We start from the raw sequence: 21,905 nt of genomic DNA, 5'->3' as shown, positions 1-21,905 counted from the left end.
TCGTATCACAGGCACTTCCCGCCTCAGGGAGTTTTCATGATTGCGCCTTCGATCACGACGCCGGAGCTCACGTATTTCCACAGTGCAACGAGCAGCTTTCGGGCCAGTGCCACAATCATCGGCTTTTTCAAACGGCCGCCATTTTGTGCGATACGCTTCTTAAACCAGCAAGATAGCGTTGAGGTAGGTTGGTGCCGTAACCACAGCCATGCGAGCTCGACCTTGGTTGCTCTTAGACGTGGATTTCCGGCTTTTGACACGCCCTGCTCGCGATTGACGTTACCGCTTTGCCAGGAGGAGGGGGCAAGGCCTGTATACGATGCGATTTGGCGCCGGTTGTCGAAGTGGCGGAACAGGCCTTCCGTGTACAGTATTGTAGCGAATTCAGGCCCAATTCCTCTGATGCCCAAGCGAGCGGCCGCTTCTTTCGGCGTTTCCGGCGTCTCCTGAACGATCAAGGCATCTCGCTCGGCTTCGACAGCTTTGATCTGTGTGAGTATCAGTTCGAGGCGGTCAAGCTCTCAACAGACTTCGGCCTTCAGGTGTTTTGATAGCGGACGTCCATCGCCTGTCCGAAGCTCGTCCAGACGCTGCCGTCGATCCCGATTGACGGGCTCATACTCCCGTATTCCTTGTGTGAACAGCAGACCCTTTATCCAATCGACGTGGAAGACACGCTCCGCAATCAGCGTTTTCCGCTCCCGTCCAATCCGTCGGTTGTCTTCTTCCTCGGGCGAGAGAAGCTTCACCATTGAGCAGGCCCGCGGCTCGCCACGTTTCCATGCAATCAACGCGCGGATTAGAGCTTCTCCATCAAGACGATCAGTCTTCGCTCGACGATGTCGACGCGGCATGGCGATCGATCCGGCCTCGACAATGTGGCTTTCTATCCAGGTTTCCTTGTCGAGTACCCGGCCTAGCCAGAAGCCATCCAGTCCGGCTTCCTGAATTACGACCAACGGGTACAGTCTGTCCTTCCGCCGTTTTGCTTTCTAGCGAAGCGCAGTGAAGCATTCGAACAGGCCAATTAAATCACCTCCCGCCACGGTGTGGCGAGACATCTTCTCGCTACAAGGCGACAGACTGTCACCAGCCAGGTCGACTTGCTTAATTCCAAGGAGATGAAAATTGCGCCCAGATCGACGAGAGTGGCGGTCGGCGCTTGAGATTGATCTGCTGTCATCGGCATGGTTGGCCTCCAGAGAGTTTTCCAGCGACCTCACTCTGCCACGGTGCAGGCCGCTACTCACCCCTGATGGGATCTCAAGAGCTTGACAGTTCAGAATGTCTGCTTTCTGCCGAGGCTGTGTGAAAACTCCAGCGCGACCGTCTGAATGTGCTTTTGAACCTGATATGGCTTGATCGGCTGAATTTTGCGCTCGTTGCGACTGGGGAGGCGTCTGAAACGGTCCTGAAGGGTATTGCGTGCGGCTTCTGGACCTAAAGCCTGTGTAGCTACTTCCTCAAGTAGCCGCTATTGCCTTTACCAGCGCTCCTGCACCAATCATGTTGCTCATCCTTTTGATATTGTAGGCCAGCACGTGTAGCGCCATCTCCGTCCGGACGTTTTTGAGCCTGCGCATCTGGAAATGGGTCGAGCCCATCCATGCCTTAATGGTGCCGAACGGATGCTCGACCGTGCATCGTCGGGTGCGCATGAGGTTCGGATTGTCTTCCATTCGGGAATACATAGCCTCGATCAGATGCTCGTGTTCCCAACGCGTGATGCGACGCTCTTTACCGGTCGTGCATTTGGCACTGAGAGGGCATGACGGACAATCGTTGCGCCAGTAGCGGCGCAACATCAGGCCCTTTTCCTCGGCTGTGTACCGGTATGCCAACGTCTTCCTGGCAGGGCAGATATATGTATCGGCGCTGGCGTCGTAGACGAAGTCAGCCTTCACGAACATTCCCTTCTTCCGGTTGTTGGAGGTCTCCGGTCTTGGCACGGTCGCAGTAATTCCTGCCTCGTGACAACTCAGCAGTTCAGCTCCGTTGAAGTAGCCGCGATCAGCTATTGCATCTAGCCTGTCAGCTTCCAGAGCCGCCTTGGCGGCGCTGGCCATTGGAGCCAATTGAGATCGATCATTCCCAACGTTGGTGACCTCGTGCGTGACAATCAGGTGAGTATCGACGTCAACCGCCGTCTGCACGTTGTAGCCCACCAGGCCTGTGCCCTTGCCATATGTCGCCATTGATCGCGCGTCTGGATCGGTCAGGGAAATCTGACCGTCGGGTACATCCTTCAGCGCTTCTGCAATTCCTTCCAGTCGTTGGACTTCCTGCCGAATATGAGCAAGCTTCTCCTTCAGCCGTGTGACCTTGCGCAACTTTGCCTCTGATCCCTCCAGAGCATCGGCTCGGCCCATCTCTTCGAGATATCGCGATGCGCTTGCTTCGAGATGATTGATCCGCAGTTCGACCTTACCGGGCGTGAAGTTGCGATCTCTGTTGTTGACGGCTTTGAACTTGCTCCCATCGATGGCGACACTGCCGCCACTCAACACGCCGATCTGGCGGCACAGCTGGACAAATCTGGCGCAGGCATTGCGGATTCCCAACCCATTTTCTTTGCGAAAATCGGCTATGGTTTTGTGGTCGGGAACCAGCCGCCCGGTCAACCACATCGCCTCGACATTCCGTCCGGCCTCACGTTCCAGCCGTCGGCTTGAGGGAATGCGGTTTAAGTAGCCGTAAATGAAAAGCTTCAGCAAGACCGAGGGGTGGTACGAGGGGCGTCCGGTTTGTGCGGGCGACATCCGGCCGAAGCCAGCTTCCGCAAGGTCCATGGCATCGACGAATGCATCGATCACTCGAACTGGATGATCCTCATCGATCCAATCCTCAAGACGATCTGGAAATAGCGTAACCTGATCACGACTGATGCCTTCGATATAGCCGGACATTGCAACCTCCGATCGACGAAGGTGATTCTACATCAGGATCGAGTTTTTACACAGCCTCTGCCCAAGGCGGACATCAACCCATTCTGGAAATGCCGTTCGCCTTCATCCAGCCGATCACTGCATCTGCATTCTTTTCTGGCGGATGTACGGGATAGAAGACGTGTTTAATAACACCTGCTTCGATGATCATCGTCAGCCTTTTTAACAAGGTCATGCCCCCGGCTTGGAACATTGGTAAGCTGAGAGCCGACGCGAGGAGAAGCGAGTGATCGGAGAGAAGCGGGAACGGGAGGTGAAGCCGTTCCGCAGCCTCTCGTTGGTATTCCGTTGTCTGCGTCGAGAGGCCAAATAAATGGCTCGCGCCTAGCTCCTTTAATTCTGCGAAATGATCCCGGAACGCGCAGGATTGCGGTGTGCATCCTCTCGCGCCAGGAATTGCATCCCACCCGTCAATAGCTTTGCCTCCGGGCGGGCTTGTCCGAGGATAAGCGTAGACTACAGAGAGGCCGGGACTGCACAGGTCCACGGTGGTCCCATCCGTAGCCTGCAAAGCAATGCTTGGCACTTCCATCCCAAGCAGATGCGTAGCCGCTCCATCGTCGTGGGAGACCAATTCGGCCCCGTCGTTCCCGAATTCACTCATTGGTATCTCGTTTTTTCGTTACACACGCCATCAGCATCCGCTGACGCTCGACAATTGTCATGCTACTGCAATGTCTCCTATTGGCGCAAAGCGGCCGGGCGCTCATGATCACCAATCAGTCAGCTTTGGGAACGGAGGTTCAAATCCTTTCAAGGCGAGACGAGGAGGCTCGGTCCAGATGCAAGATGGCTTAAGCATCTGAGCCGGGCATCTCATTCGATCTTACGCAGCTTCCCAAACCTGATTGAGAATTTTGGCGGCCAACGCTGCCTTGTCTTGCGGCAGGAAGCGCCCATAGTGCTGCTGAACGACATCAGGCGTATCCTGAATCGCGTAGCTCGCCTGCTCGTAGGATCCGGTCTGTTTCAGAATATGCGTCGCGAGAATGTCCCGCAGGTTATGGGGTCCATGTGGCAACAAGCCTTTGATCGCACCTCGTCCGGTGTAAGGGTTATAAATTCCATAGCGTTGGATGACGGTTCTCCAAGCTTCGTAGAACGTGGTCGAGTTGTAAGCTGCGTCGGTGCTGGTGGTCTTCACCGTTTTGACAAACAGAGTACGTGGATCTTTCGCACCACCCAAGAGGGCGCCTCGATGACGATCGATGTACGCATCGAGATATTCGTAGAGGTCGAGCAGGTCCGGAAGGACCAATCGAAATGGTTTCTGACCGAAGAAGGACGAGCTGGAGTTCTTGAATGCCGCAGCTGGGATAAGGACTTCCCAACCGTTGTCGCGATCGCTCCAGCGCAGCTCGCCGCATTTCATGTCCTCAAGTCGCCGTTCCGATGTCGGGTGATGCCCACGTGGGCAGAGACGCAACTGGCGAAGGTTCTTTTGCCTGAGCCCAAGGTGCAGGCCAAGTCGAAGCAACAGGAATGATCTGACGGCTTCGGCGGCCGGTCGTGGATATCTATTCTCGTCCGGCATACGTTTCACGATCTCGTCCGTGATCTTGCGATATTCCGCTAGCGGACTGTCCGCTTCAAGTACACACATGATCGGTTCAAATGGATCGCGATGCACACGCATCACTCGCTGGATCTCCTTGGAACGGTTCGCGGCATGTCGGTGAAAGGCATCACAGGCGCCATGCCAATCGCCAGCCGCGAATTCGATTTCTTCCTGCTCAATCAAACCTTCGATAGGTGTGACGTTCCTTAAAAGCTCTGGATGCTGCCGGATCCAGCCTACATCGGCGCGTGTAAGAGCCTGCGCTATCATCAGCATGTCTTCTTCCCACTTGGTGTAGAAGCCACGTCGCTGTTCCCGCCACTGCAGATACCAGTCCCAGACACCGGGGAAGATGAGGAGGCCGAAGCTTAACTGGCTGACTGGAACACCAAAGCCCTTCACGACACCGTTTGGTGAGGCAGCAAGCGCGCCAAACATCAAGCCGAGGTGCTCAATCTTCTGAGAGGCCGTTTCCTCACCCCAGACGCCATTTCGCCGGAAACCAATCGCCGTCAGTGTCGAGGTTTTGAAACGGATGAGATCAGCCATTTCCATGGCAAGCCTTGGCGGCGCGTCGACGACACCGGAGAGCAGATCAGGATCAACAATTTCTGCGGCAACGTTCTGATTGGCGCCGGCCGCCGCGGCCACAGATCGAGAGGAAAGAAAGCTGCTGCCATAAGTGACGCCGGGAAAGCGGATGGCATATCGCTGCTTGCTGGCCGCCGCCTGATAGCGGCGATATTCCGTAGAGCCGGAAATGATCACCCGGCGCACCCAATCGAGGATCTCCTCGCGCTTGGTAAAGGGCAGGCTGTTGAAGTCCTCGGGTAAGTGCAATGAAATCCTGCGCCGCTCAGCCGGGCTGATATCACCAAGTTCGTGACCATAAAGCGAGCGCGCCTGATGCGGCAGTTTCTCTTTGAAATATCCTTCTGCAAGTTGATAGCGTCGCTCGATGCGGCGGAGAATATTGAAACTGGCAACGGATCGGGGCACACGCTCTCCCTGGATCCAGGATAGCAGCGTCTTGTTGTCAAAGGTCTCATTCAGATGAACAACGGCGCGATAGAGTTGCCAATAGGTGTCGCTGAACCGCCGCATATGATAGATCAATGCGTCCTGAAAGCTCGCCGGATCTTCTGTCGCTTCAAATAGTGCCTGTGGGAAAGGGCTTATCGGTTTTGGTGCAGGACCGCGCTGTGTCGACGCAGACCGGGCAGAGGCACCGTCGGTTGCCGCACGTTGCGGCTTTCTGGTCGAAGGTTCGCAAGCTGCATTCTTGGCGAGAGCAATTTTGTTTGCGCGAGCCTTTGACTTTGGAGGCAGTCGCTCTTCGGCTGCCGGTGGTGCGCCGAGCCAGCGGATGATTGCATCCAAGCCTAGCCGGAGCTGTTTTTTCAGTTCCACCGTCAGCTCAGCTTCGATCCCACAGGCCTGACTGATCATCGTCCAGTCGATATGGCCATTCAGAAGCGGGGGCGATTTCCGGTAGATGATTAAGCTGATCAGGAAGGGCCGGATGTTCTCCAGCGCCCGCTTGGATGTAATCGGCGCGATACGCAGTTCGCAGAATTCCGAAATTTTTCGCTGAAAATGACGTGATGAAAGGTCGTGTTTGGTCATGCTCATTCCGTTTCTCTCGGCAACAGTGCCGAGGGCGAGCGGGAATAGGGGGCGAGCTTTAACAAAGGATGTATCGGGCGTGTCACTTCTATTGGCGCATAATTATCGTACTAGGCGCCTACGCCGCCTGGGTCGAAGTAAGGAATTCAATATTGGCGTGTTAATTAAGCGGGCTTATCTACACCTGTCGCTTAATTAAATGAAATGCGCCTTGCTTAATTAAGGGGCGCGGCCGATATTAGGTTATGTCTGATTCCCAATCCAGAAATCGCTTGGGTCGTTTCGTCGAAACGGTCGCTGCCAGTGAAACAGTACGGGCGTTCGTGCCCCCACCATTGCCGCCCGAGCCGGCAATTGATGTGCTTTCATTGCTAGAGCGCCTCAGCTTGGCAGAGCGCGCACTAGGACGCCTGGACGGTATCACAATGCTGCTGCCGAGACAGGAGCTTTTTCTTTATATGTACGTAAGGAAGGAAGCCGTTCTTTCCTCGCAGATTGAAGGCACGCAGTCGACCCTCTCTGATCTCTTGCGGTTTGAGACCGAAGCTCAAGCCGGGCAGCCGGTTGATGATATCCGTGAAGTGTCCAACTATGTTGACGCCATGATGTATGGTTTGGAGCGGCTAGAATCGTTGCCCATGTCGTTGCGTCTGATCCGTGAGATGCACGCCAAGCTCCTGCACAGTGGGCGGGGAGGCACTAAGGATCCAGGGGAGTTCCGCCGCTCGCAAAATTGGATTGGTGGCACGCGCCCCGGTAACGCACTCTTTGTACCGCCACCTGTTACTGAAATGGCCGGTTGCCTGGATGCGTTCGAGCGCTTTATGCACGACGACCAATCACGGTTACCCGCGCTAATCAAAGCTGGCCTGCTGCACGTGCAGTTCGAAACGATCCATCCGTTTCTCGATGGTAACGGTCGTATCGGCCGGCTGCTTGTAACCCTATATCTTTGCATGAACGGAGTTTTGCGAAAGCCGCTGCTCTACCTCAGCCTCTATCTGAAGTCGCATCGGAGAGAGTACTATCGGCTACTGCAAGAGGTTCGCGAACATGGTAATTGGGAAGCTTGGCTGGAGTTCTTCCTGACGGGCGTCGCCGACACTGCCAATCAAGCGTTTGAGGCTGCTACTCAGATCGTCGATCTTTTCAAGGAAGATCGGGAGCGGATAACGATGGAGAGTGATAGAGCAGGGTCGGCCCTTCGCATTCACGAGCTGTTCCAGCAAAATCCTTTTCACACAGCGAATCAGATTGTTCAGGTGACTGGTTTGTCCGCGCCAACGGTCAACGCCGCACTCGCCGACCTAGAGCGATTGGGCATCGTTGACGAGGTTACCGGACGCAAGCGTGGCCGGGTGTTCAGCTATCGACGATACCTTGCGATTCTAGGAGAAGGCACCGATCCCTTGCCTCTCAATTCATGACAAATTGATGGGCAGAAGGTTCGACTTTTATCAAGGCGGAGATCGGCCTCACCGATAGGACGACGAAACACCAAACAGTGCCGCCTGAGCGGCCCGCCGGTTCATCATGGCGATGAGCCCGCGGGTGATATGCCTATGACCCTTAGGTTGACCCGTTTGAAAAGCCTTCGTCATGTACAGTCGCTCCTTCGAGGATCAGTCGCCGATGCAGCAGGTCGATAGCCCGTTGGAAGACGGCCGGATCATCCAGCGCTCGAGACAGAACGATCGCGCCCTGAATTGCGAGAACGGCGTCTTCCGACAGGAGACGCGCCTGCTCAGCGTCACGCCCTTGCCGAATGAGAGCTGACTGTAGTGCGTCTACCCAGGCGACGAAGTAGCCCCGGATAGCCTGCGCGAAGAGGTCTCTGGTGTTGGCGACAGCCAGGGCACCAACGAGACAGACGCGCCGGCCAGACCTGAAGTATTTTGCGGTTTCATCGAGCATCGTCGCAATTGCGGCGTCGGCATCGTCTCCGTCCCGCAGGGGAGAATAGACGGAATATTCAAACCATTGCTCGATTTCGGCGAGCACAGCCCGGACCATCTCCTCCTTTCCGTTCGGGAAGAAGTGGTACAGGCTGCCCTTGCCGAGACCGGTAGCCTTGCCGATCAAGGCAAGGCTCGCACCTTCGTATCCATGTTCGCGGAAAACTTCGGCCAACGGGGCTAGTGTGTCGGATCTTTCAGCGACCAAACGGGCCATTATTAGAGGCCCAAGTCGCTAAGGCTGGGGTGGTCGTCAGGGCGACGGCCGAGCGGCCAATGGTAGAGGCGATCACTTTCAGCGATCGGCATTTCGTTGATGCATGCGTGGCGGTGCGCCATCAGGCCGTCCTCTGCGAATTCCCAGTTCTCGTTACCATATGCGCGGAACCACTGGCCGTTGTCGTCGCGATATTCGTAGGCGTACCGTACAGCGATGCGATTGCCGGTGAAAGCCCAGAGCTCCTTGATGAGGCGGTATTCATGCTCCCTGTTCCACTTGCGTGTCAGAAATGCCTGGGCTTCTTCGCGGTTGGTCGCGAATTCGACTCGGTTCCGCCAGCGGGTGTCGACGGTGTAGGCGAGGGCGACCTTGGCGGCATCGCGGCTGTTCCAGCCGTCTTCGGCCAGGCGGACCTTTTCGATTGCAGTTTCGCATGTGAATGGAGGAACGGGAGGACGTGACATGGTAAACTCCTTTGGAAATTGTTGATTGTGAACTCATTGGTAAAGGCTTTACCGATTGGTACAGTAACTACGGTATCTTTGGCTGTCAACAGACTTTCTGCGGGGTCGTCAAAATTTGGGGGCTTGTTTTTGGCCTTAAATCGCGGGACCATTTTTGTTGATACAGCCAGACAATGATGAGGGTCCCCGCACCGGCCGGGTGCGGGGCGACACTTCGGTCTCTGCCATTCAAAAGAGAGCCGCCCTGGCCTCCAGAGGCGCGGAGCAGATTCCCGTCGCGATCATCCAACCCGGCCACGCTGCTTCAAAGCGACTTGCCATAGGCGGGAATCCGACCGGCTCCCGCGTGGCCATCAGCCATGCCTGGGAACAATCAGACAAAAAGCGGCGCCCGCAAAATGGACGCCGCTCGATAGGAAGATCAGTTGTTGGTGTAGCGCAAAATCTCGAACAGGAACCAGACGCGCTTCTCGGCCTCGTCGAATCGGGATCAGCCCTTGATGAAGGCTAGCAGGTCCTGATTGAGAACGTCGGCGTTGACGGTGAGCATGCCGTGCGAGAAGCCCGGATAGGTCTTGATCTGACCGTTCTTCAGAAGCTTGATCGACTTCCTGGCGGCATCAGCGATCGGCACGATCTGGTCGTCTTCGCCGTGCAAGACGAGCGTCGGCACGGTGATCGCCGTCAGGTCTTCCGTCTGATCGGTTTCGGAAAAGGCCTTGATGCCGTCATAATGAGCCTTTGCGCCGCCCATCATGCCCTGGCGCCACCAATTCTGGATCACGCCCTCCTGCACCTTGGCGCCATCCCGGTTGAAGCCATAGAACGGGCCGGCCGGAACATCACGGAAGTATTGAGCGCGGTTGGCGGCAAGTGCCGAGCGGAAACCATCGAAGACTTCGATTGGCAGACCCTCAGGGTTGGCCGTGGACTTGACCATCAGCGGCGGAACGGCCGAGACGAGGACAGCCTTGGCAACGCGACCGGCCTTCTGGCCGTGCTTTGCGACATAGCGGGCGACTTCACCGCCGCCGGTGGAGTGGCCGATATGCACGGCGTTCTTCAGGTCTAGTGCCTGGACGACGGCGAAGGCGTCGGCGGCATAATGATCCATGTCGTGACCATCGGCGACCTGGGCAGAGCGGCCATGGCCACGCCTGTCGTGGGCGACGACGCGATAGCCCTTCGAGAGGAAGAACAGCATCTGCGCGTCCCAGTCGTCCGACGACAGCGGCCAGCCGTGGTGGAACACGATCGGCTGGGCGTCTTTTGGACCCCAGTCCTTGTAAAAGATTTCAGTGCCGTCCTTGGTTGTTACGAAGCCCATGTCGATATCTCCTTGTGATGAACCGTCTGTGGAAGAGGTGTGTGAGAAGGCGAGTGCCGGAACGCTCACGCTGGCAAGTGCGAGGCTCCCGAGCAGTACGCTGCGTCTCGACACGAAAAACCGATCTGTATCGGAAGCCATTCAATTTCTCCTGTCGCGCTGTGTTTGCGAATTCCGTATTTGACAAAGACAAAGTATCGCCATCTCCTGACAGAAACACGTGGCGGAAATGACTTTATCCGAGGCAAAAGTGGCAAAACGCAAAGAAGCTGATTTCATAGAGGTGGGGTTGCTGGTCTACCCGGACTGCCAGTTGGCTGCCGTCTACGGATTGACCGATCTGTTTCGCGTCGCCAGCGAATGGTCGACGGATCTGCAGACGCCAACAAGCCTTCGCAACATCCGCGTCAGCTACTGGAAAATGGAGGACGGGGATGTGTCCTGCACGTGGGATTCACGCCCTGGAATCCCGCACGCGCTCAGCTACGTCATCGCGCCACCAAGTATTATCATGCCGGAGAAAATGCAGAACATTAGCCCCGCCTCGCAATGGCTCGCGTCTCAGCATGCGCGTGGCGTGACCGTCTGTTCAATCTGTGCCGGAGCGTTTGTCCTCGCCGAGACCGGTCTCATTGACGGCCGGCGCGCCACAACGCACTGGGCCTTTGCCGAAAGGCTTGCCGAACAGTTTCCCAATATCGACGTCTCGCCCGACAATATGATCATCGACGATGGTGACGTCATCACCGCCGGCGGCATTCTCGCCTGGGCGGATCTCGGCCTGCTCCTTGTCGAGAAGCTGCTCGGGCAGGCCGTGATGCTGGAGACGGCCCGCTTCCTCGTCGTCGATCCGCCGCGTCGCAGTCAAAGCCGGTACAAGGCTTTTCTTCCGCGCTTCGATCACGGCGACAAAGAGGTGCTGCAGGTCCAGCACCAGTTCCATGCGACACCGGAGATGCAAAAGTCGATTGGCGAGTTGGCGGAGAGCGTGCGTCTTTCAGAACGGACACTTCAGCGCCGCTTTTTCCGAGCGACACGGCTGAAACTGACCGAATATCTGCAGAACGTTCGCATCATGAAGGCGCGACAGTTGCTCGAGACGACGAATGGTTCGGTCGAGAGCATCGCATATGCAGTGGGTTATATTGATCCGGCCGCATTCCGAAAAATATTTGGCCGACTGACGGGCGCGAAACCGAATGTTTATCGCGGTGATACACGACTCAAATCATCGACAAATTGATGCCTTTTCGGGTGATCGACGGGCCGCCAGTTTCTTAATGACAGCACGCGCCGGGCGGCGGGCAATGGCGCGAATGGATCAGGACGGAGTGCTGCGCTTAGAAGCCGAAATCGTTGAGCGACGAATAAGAAACGGGAGTTAAGTATCTTTTGAGACTGCCATTCTCAAGATAAGCGCGATCGAATGTAAGGGGTCGAGGGTTCGGCCCCCATCAAGTCGCTGGGGCAGGAGTGAAAGTACGGGTTGTCGTTCACCACATCTAGGGCTTACGCCGCGCGCGACAGGCCTATGGAAACCGCCGCCTCCTCAAATAGCGGATGGTTGGCCGCAACAGTGTGAAGGAAGGAAATGAGCAAAGTCGCGCTCTCATTCGCGGATTCTTCTTAAGAGATAACGTTTCCTTTCGAATGTCCTATTTCGGCATCGCCGGGGCACGTCTCGTGAACCAAGCGCCCCAGAAGAGGCTTGAGAAAAATCGCAGCGGCGCCTCGAACCCTGCTTCAGTCAGAAGCATAGCGACGGCGTCTTCCGATCGGGGTGGTTCGGCGCCTTGCAGGATGCGGTCCATCTTCGCGCGGACCTCGTCGGGATCGGCGCCGCTCATTCGCCACCGCTGCGCCCAAGCAGCTAACAACAGTGGCTCGGAGCTGTATGCGCGATAGTTTCCAGCCAGCACGAGCGGCGCGCCGGCTTTCAGCCTTCCGGCAAGTTCAGCCAATATCTGGCGCTTCGCGCTGTCGCCCGGCAGGTGATGCAGAACGCCGATCATCATGGCGGCGTGGAAGGAGGGGTTGCTTGCGATCTGCTCGAGGCTGCCTTCGATGAATTCGACGCGGTCAGCAAGCCCGGCCGCAGTGAGATTGGTGCGCGCCACCTCCGCCATGGACGGAGAGGGATCGACTGCGACGAAGGTCCACGACGGCTCCAGTCTGGCCGCAGCGATGATCTCGCCGGCGGTTCCCCCCGCGCCGACGACAAGGATGCGCGCAGATTGCACACTGACTCCTGAAGCCGCCAGCATGCAGGCGCAGAGCTCGTGGCAAGCATCGTATCCTGCCAACGCAATGCGGCTCTGGCGACCGTATTCGTCGGCGCGTGATTGATCGAATTTGGAGGTAGAGCTACTTGTCATCGAATCCTCAGCTACAATCTCGTCTCGGCTGGAATGGTCGCTAACAAGAGATTACCCAATCTGACGACATATTACCCGGAAAATATATGATCGAACGTTCAGATACGCATCAAAAGCATGACCGACTTGCGGCCTTCCTCAAGACCTATGGGCTGCGCGCCGATTATCGCGGCGATGGCGAGAAAGCCAATCTGGTGATCGTCGATAGCGAAGGTGCCGGGGAGGCGACGCACTTGATTTACCGGCCGCGCGCGGTCGGCGTGTCCGGGCGGGGCATGACAATTCTGGCGGCGGCTACCATTGATTTTGGCGAGAACTTAAATCCGCTTGTGGGCGCCTTGCCTGAGGAGTTGTGCTTTGGTTTGGCATCGGAGCGGGAACTGCATGCGCTGGCAGATCTGATCGTGGCCGAGAGTATAGACCGGCGCTGTGGTGGTGGCACGATCCATGCGCGGCTTTGCGAAGTGATCGTCGTTCTTGCGATCCGAAAGGCGCTCGCGGCGGGTACGGTCAATGCGGGCCTACTGGCTGGGCTTGCTCATCGGCAGCTCCATCCCTCTCTGGTAGCTATGCACGAAGACCCGGCGAGGCGCTGGCACATTGGCGACCTGGCGGCAATCATCGGCATGAGGCGTGGGCGTTTCATCGATATCTTCAAGAGGACCGTCGGCCAGCCGCCGGCCGCCTATCTGACGGATTGGCGTCTTGCGCTGGGCAGGTCGCAACTGCGTTCAGGCCGGAGCGTGAAAACAGTTGCCGCTGCTGTCGGGTTTGGTAGCGCCGAGGCCTTTTCCAGATCGTTTACGCGTAAATACGGCTATCCACCGAGCCAAGAGAGGATAGCGCCTTAGCGCGCCAGCGCCAAAACACTGCGCGCTTTGCCAGCACCAGCGACGCCTCAATCAGCCGCCAGCATTGGCCTTATCTTGAATTTTCTCGCATCGAGCGAGGAGTTCGTCGAAAGTCTCGGCCTCATCGAGAAGAAGGCCGTCTTCAAGCATCCGGGCGTAGTCCTGTTTGAGAGCTGCCCTTCCTTCGCCGGAAGGAGTAAGCCGCAGCCCACCGTCCACGGCCGCTTCATAGTCGATCGGCGTTCTATCGGCCGCTTTCTCGGCGAAAAACATGGATTTGTGTTGCGCCACCGATTGGTTAGGTCGCGAGCAGCGATTGCGCTGTTGGCGATGCCGATATCGTCAAGACGAACGATATCGTGCCAGTGGCGTGAAAAGCGCTCCCCGCGCAGTCGTTCCTGCAGGCAGAAGACGTGGATCGCCGTCGCCTTTTCCCAGAAGGTGCGTTCGGCATGCATGACCCGAGGTTTCGCGGTGGGAAACTCGATGTCATCCACAAGACCTGCGCCGTCACACGAAACGTCGCGAACACTTGCTGGCTCTCCCGTCGATCGTGCCCCAAACTCCAACATCACACTCGGAGCGACATAGCCTGAGCCTCCACCAACGGCTTCGTAGTCGATGAATAATTTGTCGGAGTCGATTCTTACGGTCGCTGGAAGCGACTGTGCGTTGATCGCATCGACAATGAGTGGGCTGACAGTTTCATCTAACCAGACGGGCAAACGTTTGCGAACTTCGCTCGTCCAGCGCTTTTCCTCGCTTCTGGTTTTCGGTAACGCCTCATCATTCTCGCCCACGAGATCATGAGCAAGCTCACGAATATCGTAGGTCAGGTCGACATCCTCCGAAAACCTGCGGATGGCCTTGTAGGCTTTAGAGCAGGCCACTATGACATGCTACATCGCAGCCAATTTGCGGATGTGATCCGCTCGTTTTGCGGTTAAGGCGTCTACCTCGTTTTACCCTTGGCAAGTGACGATGTCGCGGGAATGCCTTGGTATCCCGATATCGATTGTGCACTTGCCATTCCCGGACATTGGGAAGCGCCACCGACCAGATCACGGGTTGTCTTCTCGATCCTGTCACCAATGTCTTTGTCGACGTTGCGCCAGTAATCGAAGGCGCGTTGCAAGATCGGTTCACTTACCCCGTCGGCGAGATGCCCTGCGACGTTTTTGACAAAGCGTTCACGTTGCGCCTCGTCCATGACATCGCGCACAAGCGAACCGGGTTGGCTCCAATCGTCATCATCTTTGCGCAAGGTGTAAGCCGCCCGCACCATGTCGCCATCGGCAAACCATGTTGCTTCTCCTGCCGTTTCCGGCTGTGCACCAGGTCCGCCATAAGAGTTGGGCGCATAGACCGGATCAAGTGCGTTCACCGTTCGGCCGCGCCCTGCTCGCGAATAGGAATGCACTTCCGCAGCCTTGGCCTGATTGACAGGGATTTGCTTATAATTCACCCCAAGGCGTGCACGGTGTGCATCAGCGTATGAAAACCCGCGTGCTAGAAGCATCTTGTCTGGACTAAGCCCAACGCCGGGAACCATGTTGTTGGGTTCAAATGCCAGCTGCTCGATCTGGGTGTCCCAATCCACAGGATTGGTATCAAGCGTCAGCTTGCCCACCTCGATCAGAGGGTAATCCGCGTGCGGCCATGTCTTAGTCAAATCGAATGGATTGATCCGGTAAGTCTTCGCATCTTCGAAGGGCATCACCTGAAATTTCAGGGTCCAACTTGGGAATTTTCCTTTGGCGATGTGATCGAACAGGTCGCGACGGTGATAGTCGCCATCCTGCCCAGCCATCTGGTCAGCTTGATCCTGTGTCAAGTGCGCATTACCGTCGCCAAGATCGGTGTGGAAGTGCCACTTGACCCAATATTTTTCGCCTTCTTCGTTGATGAGCATATAGGTATGGCTTCCGTAACCGTTCATTTCGCGCCAGTTTTTTGGCACTCCGCGATCACCCATGAGGTAGGTGACTTGGTGTGCACTTTCCGGGCTGAGCGTCCAGAAGTCCCACTGCATGTCATGGTCTCGCAGACCGTTATCCGCCCGCCTTTTCTGGCTTCGGATGAAATGTTGGAACTTCATCGGGTCACGAATGAAGAAAATCGGCGTATTGTTGCCGACCATGTCAAAGTTGCCGTCTTCTGTGTAGAACTTGACTGAGAAACCACGCGGGTCTCTCCAGGTGTCTGGGCTGCCACGCTCGCCCGCGACCGTGGAGAAGCGAACTGCTGTATCCACCTTTGCTCCCGGTTGGAGGAATTTTGCCTTGGTAAATTTTCTGATGTCGCTCGTCACTTCAAAACGGCCGAACGCGCCGCTTCCTTTGGCGTGAGGCTGCCTTTCAGGAATGCGCTCGCGATTAAAATTTGCCATCTGCTCGATGAGGTAATGATCGTTGAGCACTATTGGCCCGTTAGGTCCGACGGTGAGTGAATGCTCGTCGCTCTGCACAGGAATACCTGCATCGGTCGTCGTGCGGGGAGCGGGTTTCTGATCGGTCATGATGGCCCTCGAGGATGAGTGTGGGGGATAGCCTAGAACGATAGCTTGACCCATCGGTTCCATGAGTAACCGACGTTTCACCGATGAAATGCACGCAGCCCATAACCGCCGCACCAATTGCTACAAACGTAACCGCTGATAGAGAAATTCCGATACGCGGTCCATAAGTGAGGACCTCGAAGTCTCGATCTGTTTATTTCCACACCATCTTGCGATTGAGGCCTGTTTCCGTGGAAATAGCTGACACTGTCAGGCCCCGCTGATTCATATCTGTCTGTGCCGGGTCGGCTCTCAGTGGAAATCAACAGTAGGTCTCCGATCGAGCATGGAATGTACGCATCCACCCAATCTGGTGAGCGCTGATCCCCTTGGACGCGCCTGCCATCCGCTTCGGGCCGAGATTTGTCGCATCGGCCAGTACACCAGCGAGCATGGCAGAAACATTTTTTGGGACGTCGCCGGTGCGAACACGCGTGAAGTGATCCGCGAACCCGGTCCATTCATGCACTTCCCTTAAGAGGTCAGGAACCTCGACCAATGGATACATATCGCTGATCTTTGCGTTCAATTCCTAGGCTGCCGCCGGGACGTCGCCGAAGGTTGGTGTGACGATCAACGTTCCAGCCTCAAGACGAACTCCTTCGAGATTTCCGGATCGTGCTCTGTACGCCAGGCGGTGCAGGTTGAACTCAAGCATCTGACGCGCTTCGGCAGGCCACTGCGCGCCGTCGCTCTGGACCCCCAAACCGAGACGAGCCTCTTCCTTCATAGCGATGAATGTCGACCGCGGCATCAGATGTTCGTCAATCGGCCGGGAAGATCGGCTGCCATCGACCCAAATTTCGGCAGATCTAAGCCGGTCTCGCAAAATGGCGAGCGTGGCAACCTCGTACAGACGACGATCGGGTTTTCCCTGATCGAAGATGAGTCGCTGATCAGTTTGGCTGAGGTGGGTGAGCGGCACGCGATCCGGGAGTGTCCGCCGTTTCAGCAGCGCAATTGCGGCCAGAAGCGTATCGTGGCGACGCGCTGAGCGGAACGTGAAGGCTAGAAGGAACGCGCCAGTGTATTTGTGGACGGTCGCATATTGCTCGGCTGCGACGATCAACGACGGCGCCTCGTTGTCGTTGACCATCGTTTCGAGCTCAGGCTTCACCCGAAGCAGTCGGTCCCAGCCGACTTTTTGGTCGAGGACATCCAATGCGTTCCGACCATAGTCATTGGCGGACTGCAGCGCGGTGATCGTATCTAGAAACATGCGCAGCGCTCTTGCAGTATTCGCTCTGCAGTCCATCTGCCGCTGCTTCTTTCGATTGTTGGCTTGCGAGAACAACCTGCCCATCAGCTTGATGAACATTGTCACCGCATCATCCGTGAGCTTCTGACAAAGCTTGATGACTTGAGCCACTATCAGAGCGTAGCGACGGCTGGCGTTGAAATCGCTGGCAAACCAGGCCGGCGTTGCGTTGCCCTCCCGGATCATCTGCTCCCACCGTCCAGATGACACCCGCACCTGCAGTTCCGGGTGGATCTCCAGCTGCCGCAGAAAAGCTATTCGCTCGGTCAACCCGACGAGGTTCGACGCAGCCGGCGCTTCTGGCGCCGAACGCAGCCAATGATAGTATCCGGAACGTGAATTCGGGCCATCCTGGCTCGATAACCACGGTCCATGCAAACTCGGCCGAATTGGCTTTTGAGCAGCTGGTCCTGCTCGTTAAGGAGTCGGAGGGCGGCGCAGGCCTGGACCGGTCCGACATCGTGGCTTTTTTGAAAGCGAGTATCGATATCGTTGCTCAGTGCAGGCGACACAAAGGGAACTTTCGGCTGTCTGAGGTGTATTTCAGGGGCGAGCTAGAGCCAAGGAATAGCAAACTGAGCGGTTCAGCAGTTCCTGGGTGCGGATTGGCGCAGCATTTCGATGAAGAATTCCATCGTTCTCGGAGTTGCATGTCGATGAAAATGCGGTCGACAACACAGCAGGTCCTAGGGTCAGGACCAATTGGTTTGAATTGACGGCTATGATTCAGACGGGCGGATAGGAGCCTAACTGGTGAGTAATTTGTTCTGGCTGACTAACGAGCAAATGGCTCGTCTTTAGCCCTATTTCTCCAAGAGCCATGGCCGCCAGCGTGTCGATGATCGCCGTGTGCTGAGCGGCATCATTTTCGTCAATCGCAACGGGCTCCGGTGGTGCGATGCGTCGAAGGGATATGGCCCGGCGAAAACGCTGTATAACCGCTTGCATAAACAAGTTCCCGCATTGCAGCATAGATAGCACCATCCGGCCGAAATTTACGCCTTGCTCGTATAACATGGTGCGATGACGGAATTGCCAAGTCGTTTGGCGTTGGGTGTCATCGATGCCGTGTCGCCGGTTTCAGACGTTCATTTCAGCGACGAACGACGATCTGCCGGGCGCCGTTCAGCGCTGAAATTCGTAAGAAAACACAACGGCCTCCGAGTTGGCCAGAATATTCGGCACTAATGGAATGCAGCGAGCTCCCGCAAGGCCCAGTGCATTCTCACCATCACCGCTTTGGCTTATTGACCGGCGTCGAAGCTTGTTTGGTTTTTCCAAGCCAAGTTCTTCCAAACAATGTAACGGTCAGGCCTTCACCCCGTGCAGGATGAGGCGCTATCCCTTTATCCCGCTCGCCGCGATACTGGAGATGAACAACCTCTGCAGGCACAGATAGAAGATCACCACCGGCATCGTGATGATGGTGAGATATGCCATCACCTCACCCCAAGGTGTGTTGAGCTGGAAAAAATATTGCAGCCCCACCATCACCGGCCTGTAGGCCTCGGACTGGGTAACGAGAAGCGGCCATAGATATTGCTGGCTGTACATGACGAGAAATTTCAGGATCGCAGCCGTTGCGATTACCGGACCGCTGAGCGGCATCACCACCTGTGCGTAGATCCGCAGCCAGCCGGCTCCGTCGATGCGCGCTGCCTCCAGCAACTCTTTCGGCAGATCCTTGAAATATTGCACGAAGAGGAAAATCGTCAGCCCGTCCGCTATCCATGGAATGATCTGCACATGCCACGAATTGAGCCATCCCCAGGTAAAACCATTGCTGCCGATCCATGGCAGATTGTTGACTTCCAGTAGCAGCGGCACGGCAATGGTTTCAAAGGGAATGATGAGGGTGGCGAGGATGACCGAGAAGAGCACATCCTTTCCACGCCAGTTTAAAAAGGTGAAAGCGAAGGCGGCAAGCGAGCCAAGCAGCAGGGCAAGAAAGACGGTGACGCCCGTTACCAGCAGCGAGTTGAATATGAAGGTCGCAATCGGCGCCCGTGCAAAAGCCGCAGTGTAGTTTTCGAGCGACAGATCTCCCACCGGCAGGAAAGCTCGTATCGAGGTCGCATCACTCAGCAGCTGGTCGTTCGGTTTCAGTGACGAGAAGCCCATGAAGAGCAGGGGCAAAATGAAGATCGCCGCGAAAGCCAGCATGAGCACATAGTTGCCGATGAGAAAAGCAAGGCTTTTGCGTTGTCCGGCCTGCATCATTGTTTCTCCCTTGTCAGGTATCGCTGGGTCAGCGAAATGCACAGGACCAGCAGGAACAGGACGACCGAGATTGCCGAGCCTGCCGCGATGTCCTGCTGTCGGTATCCCCTCTCTACCGCCTGGTAGACGATGCTCTGCGTCGAGTCGCGGGGGCCGCCCTTGGTCATCACATCGATCTGCGCAAAAAGGGCAAAAGCCTGCATGGTAATGACGATGACAATCAGCACGGCCGTGTTGCGCAGCAGCGGCCAGGTTATCATGCTGAATTTCTGCCAGCGGCTCGCGCCTTCGATATCGGCCGCCTCGTAAAGATCCGGAGAGATCGTTTGCAGGCCGGAAAGCCATATGACCATATGGAAACCGACGCCCTGCCAGACTGACATCACCAGAATGGCCCACAGGGCGGTATCGGTTCTGCCCAGCCAGTCGACTGGCTGGAACAGCCCGAAGCTCATGTAACTCAAAAGGCTGTTCAGGAGCCCGTTATCTGCCGCATAGATAAACCGCCAGAGCAGCGCCACCACCACCACCGACAGCACCACAGGCATGAAGTAGATCGCTCGGAAAATCGTGACGCCGGGAATCTTCTGGTTCACCAACAGGGCAAGAAACAACGCAAGTGCTGCCTGAACCGGCGCAACGATCGCCACGAAAGAAAGCGTATTGACGAGCGCTGTCAAAAACACGGCGTCGCGCGCCAGAATGACGATCTGGTTCTCGCCCCAGGTGAAGCTCTTATATTCCCGCATCCCCTCCAGATGGGGATAGTCGGGATTGTTGCGGGTGAAATTGCGAATTCGCGGGTAGGAGATGGCGCCGTCCGCACCCTGCTTGAGGCTCCCATCCGCCTCCCTTTCCGGCTCGAGCGTCAGCACGCCGATACCCAGCAGCCGGGTGTAGTTTTCAACGCCGACAAACTCGGTGGGATTGGGAGATGTCAGCCGCTGGTTGGTGAAGGAAAAACCGAGCCCCAGCAGAAAGGGCGCGATCAGGAACAGCCCGATCATCACCATGGCCGGTCCAGCCATGAACCAGCCGGTGAAACCGTCCCGGGTCAGTTTCCCCTTTGAGAAAAAGAGCGCCATCGATCACATGCCCCTATTTGGGTTGGTAACCGGAATTACGCTCTATATTATTGTTTATCTCGTCGGTTGCATTGTCCAGCGTATCGGCCACATCCGCGCCATTGGCAATGTCGGACACGGCCTTGGAAAAGACCGGAGAGATGAAGGCGTAAGCTGGCGTCACCGGACGTAATGTTCCCTGACGCTTGGAGAGCTCGAAGAAAACCTCGAGCGGGCCGCCCTGCTTGTAATTCTCCGTCATCTGGGCCGCCGAAGATGTGGCCGGTATCAGGCCGATCGCGTCGGAGAACTGCGCGAGATATTTGTCCTGTATGGCGAATTCGATAAATGCGGATGCGCCTTCGGGATGTTTGCTGGTGGCCGACACGCCAAACTGCCAGGACCCGGCGCCGATCTTCGGACCGTTCCCAAAATCAGGGGCCGGCAGGAACAGCAGGTCGTCTCCATATTTCTCCAGAGCCTTCACCGCAACCCAGTTGCCCATCCACTGGAGGGCGTGGCGGCCCTCCAGAAATCCGGTTTCATGGTCGGCAGGCGATTGCGATGTTCCGGGTGCGAGCTTCTTCTGGAACAGGGACTGCCACCATTCTCCGAACTTGATGGCACTGTCTCCGTTAAGGCCGTTCTCGGCAGTTTGATAATTTTCCTTGTCGATCAAGCTGCCGCCGAAGCTTTCCAGAAACGGGCTGAAGGCGTAGCTGTACCATTCGGTTTTATCGGCCATGCCGAGGTCGATCGCATAGTCGAACTTGCCGCTGGCCGCGAGCTTTTCGAGCGCTGCATTAAATTCTTCGCCGCTCCATGGCTGGTCCAGCGTTGGAATGCGAATGCCATTTTCATCGAGAACGGATTTGCGGGCAAAGACTGCGACGGCTGCATCCCACAGGCCTACTGAATACAGCTTGTCCCCCCACTTTCCCACCGCGCCTGGCAGGAAGTTCGCAAGCTTTGCCTCGTCGATCTGCAATGGTTGCAGATAACCGGACCACGCCCAGTTCGGCATGTTCGGCCCGTCGACATCCAGAATGTCAGGCAGCTTGTTGGAAAGTGCTGCGGCGGTGACGGATTCGTTATATGCACTCTGGGGAAATTCCTGAAGCGAGACCCGCCAGTCTGACTGGGACGAATTGAAGTCTTCGATAATGCCCGCCAGGATCTTGCGTTCTTCAACATTGCCAGCACCGTGATACCACATCGTGAGATCGGTTTGCGCGAGTGCGGTAGTGGAAAAAAGCATCGACAGGGCAGCTGCCGCCCCCGCAAAAATGGCTTTCGTGGTCATAGATGGTTCTCCTCCTGAAGAAGGACAACTTCACCACCTACAGATTGTTCCGCAGAAAATTTGCGTTCTGGCATTGCGCCGTCCCGAGAACGCGAACGGCAGAAGCTTTCCAAGCATGAACATAAAGGAGAAACGACAAGGGGCCAGGCTATGCGAAGATCGATTTTCGCCAGCATCACGCC

At 56.4% G+C, this 21,905-nt stretch carries 14 protein-coding genes and 5 pseudogenes; 5 read left to right on the top strand and 14 right to left on the bottom strand.

The annotated features are described in order from the left end of the window. Positions 1-23: 23 nt before the first annotated feature. The 4 genes and pseudogenes from NYR50_RS19070 to NYR50_RS19055 form a co-directional block, all read right to left on the bottom strand. Positions 24-1,183, bottom strand: a pseudogene (locus NYR50_RS19070) (IS110 family transposase). Positions 1,184-1,463: 280 nt separating this feature from the next. Further along, entirely contained in the window at positions 1,464-2,906 is a 1,443-nt protein-coding gene (locus NYR50_RS19065) for an IS1182 family transposase (RefSeq protein ID WP_418137355.1), read from the bottom strand. A gap of 73 nt (positions 2,907-2,979) precedes the next feature. Continuing rightward, positions 2,980-3,549, bottom strand: a complete 570-nt coding sequence (locus NYR50_RS19060; RefSeq protein WP_333722623.1) for a peroxiredoxin — start codon at positions 3,547-3,549, stop codon at positions 2,980-2,982. 222 nt (positions 3,550-3,771) lie between these two features. Then, positions 3,772-6,135, bottom strand: coding sequence for a hypothetical protein (locus tag NYR50_RS19055; RefSeq protein WP_418137871.1), 2,364 nt, complete (start codon positions 6,133-6,135; stop codon positions 3,772-3,774). Positions 6,136-6,374: 239 nt separating this feature from the next. On the opposite strand from NYR50_RS19055, the gene NYR50_RS19050 reads away from it, so the two are divergent. Beyond that, positions 6,375-7,556, top strand: coding sequence for a Fic family protein (locus tag NYR50_RS19050; RefSeq protein WP_174010671.1), 1,182 nt, complete (start codon positions 6,375-6,377; stop codon positions 7,554-7,556). A gap of 142 nt (positions 7,557-7,698) precedes the next feature. Here NYR50_RS19050 and NYR50_RS19045 read toward each other — a convergent pair whose 3' ends face one another. From NYR50_RS19045 to NYR50_RS19035, 3 genes are all read right to left on the bottom strand, one after another. Further along, entirely contained in the window at positions 7,699-8,301 is a 603-nt protein-coding gene (locus NYR50_RS19045; RefSeq protein ID WP_418137870.1) for a TetR/AcrR family transcriptional regulator, read from the bottom strand. Positions 8,302-8,303: 2 nt separating this feature from the next. Continuing rightward, a complete protein-coding gene (locus NYR50_RS19040; RefSeq protein ID WP_418137869.1) occupies positions 8,304-8,768 on the bottom strand; it encodes a DUF1348 family protein in 465 nt (154 codons plus the stop codon). 490 nt (positions 8,769-9,258) lie between these two features. Next, complete coding sequence (locus NYR50_RS19035; protein ID WP_418138276.1) at positions 9,259-10,095, bottom strand: alpha/beta fold hydrolase; 837 nt, start codon at positions 10,093-10,095, stop codon at positions 9,259-9,261. A 229-nt stretch (positions 10,096-10,324) separates the two neighbouring features. Here NYR50_RS19035 and NYR50_RS19030 point away from each other — a divergent pair, with 229 nt between their 5' ends. Continuing rightward, positions 10,325-11,338, top strand: a complete 1,014-nt coding sequence (locus NYR50_RS19030) for a GlxA family transcriptional regulator (RefSeq protein ID WP_418138275.1) — start codon at positions 10,325-10,327, stop codon at positions 11,336-11,338. Positions 11,339-11,750: 412 nt separating this feature from the next. Here the strand turns inward: NYR50_RS19030 and NYR50_RS19025 are convergent, their stop codons facing one another. Next, positions 11,751-12,470, bottom strand: a complete 720-nt coding sequence (locus tag NYR50_RS19025; protein ID WP_418137868.1) for a class I SAM-dependent methyltransferase — start codon at positions 12,468-12,470, stop codon at positions 11,751-11,753. Between the two features lie 86 nt (positions 12,471-12,556). Between NYR50_RS19025 and NYR50_RS19020 the strand changes: the two genes are divergently transcribed. After that, positions 12,557-13,321, top strand: coding sequence for an AraC family transcriptional regulator (locus NYR50_RS19020; RefSeq protein WP_418137867.1), 765 nt, complete (start codon positions 12,557-12,559; stop codon positions 13,319-13,321). Positions 13,322-13,372: 51 nt separating this feature from the next. Here NYR50_RS19020 and NYR50_RS19015 read toward each other — a convergent pair. The 3 genes and pseudogenes from NYR50_RS19015 to NYR50_RS19005 all read right to left on the bottom strand — a co-directional run. Next, a pseudogene (locus NYR50_RS19015) lies at positions 13,373-14,202 on the bottom strand (nucleotidyl transferase AbiEii/AbiGii toxin family protein); the annotation flags it as partial. Between the two features lie 71 nt (positions 14,203-14,273). After that, the gene (locus NYR50_RS19010; RefSeq protein ID WP_418137866.1) at positions 14,274-15,839 is read right to left on the bottom strand and encodes a catalase; all 1,566 of its coding nucleotides are present in this window, start codon (positions 15,837-15,839) and stop codon (positions 14,274-14,276) included. A 307-nt stretch (positions 15,840-16,146) separates the two neighbouring features. Beyond that, positions 16,147-17,460, bottom strand: a pseudogene (locus tag NYR50_RS19005) (Tn3 family transposase); the annotation flags it as partial. Positions 17,461-17,462: 2 nt separating this feature from the next. Here NYR50_RS19005 and NYR50_RS19000 point away from each other — a divergent pair. Both NYR50_RS19000 and NYR50_RS18995 read left to right on the top strand, forming a co-directional pair. Next, positions 17,463-17,690 (top strand): annotated as a pseudogene (locus NYR50_RS19000) (P-type DNA transfer ATPase VirB11); the annotation flags it as partial. A 199-nt stretch (positions 17,691-17,889) separates the two neighbouring features. After that, positions 17,890-18,078: pseudogene (locus tag NYR50_RS18995) on the top strand (transposase); the annotation flags it as partial. A gap of 396 nt (positions 18,079-18,474) precedes the next feature. Here NYR50_RS18995 and NYR50_RS18990 read toward each other — a convergent pair. The 3 genes from NYR50_RS18990 to NYR50_RS18980 are packed head-to-tail and all read right to left on the bottom strand — an operon-like array spanning position 18,475 to position 21,723. Continuing rightward, positions 18,475-19,356: a carbohydrate ABC transporter permease gene (locus NYR50_RS18990; RefSeq protein WP_418137865.1), complete on the bottom strand. Its 882-nt coding sequence runs from the start codon at positions 19,354-19,356 to the stop codon at positions 18,475-18,477. Further along, entirely contained in the window at positions 19,353-20,441 is a 1,089-nt protein-coding gene (locus NYR50_RS18985) for a carbohydrate ABC transporter permease (protein WP_418137864.1), read from the bottom strand. The genes NYR50_RS18990 and NYR50_RS18985 overlap by 4 nt, the downstream gene beginning before the upstream one ends. Positions 20,442-20,454: 13 nt before the next feature. Further along, entirely contained in the window at positions 20,455-21,723 is a 1,269-nt protein-coding gene (locus tag NYR50_RS18980; RefSeq protein ID WP_418137863.1) for a sugar ABC transporter substrate-binding protein, read from the bottom strand. Positions 21,724-21,905: the final 182 nt, after the last annotated feature.

This window comes from Agrobacterium sp. El2ro-1b (genome assembly GCF_048298475.1).
In the GTDB taxonomy this organism is placed as follows: Bacteria; Pseudomonadota; Alphaproteobacteria; order Rhizobiales; family Rhizobiaceae; genus Agrobacterium; species Agrobacterium fabrum.
Note: the sequence above shows the minus strand (reverse complement) of the source record. Positions and strands in the feature narration are given on the sequence as shown.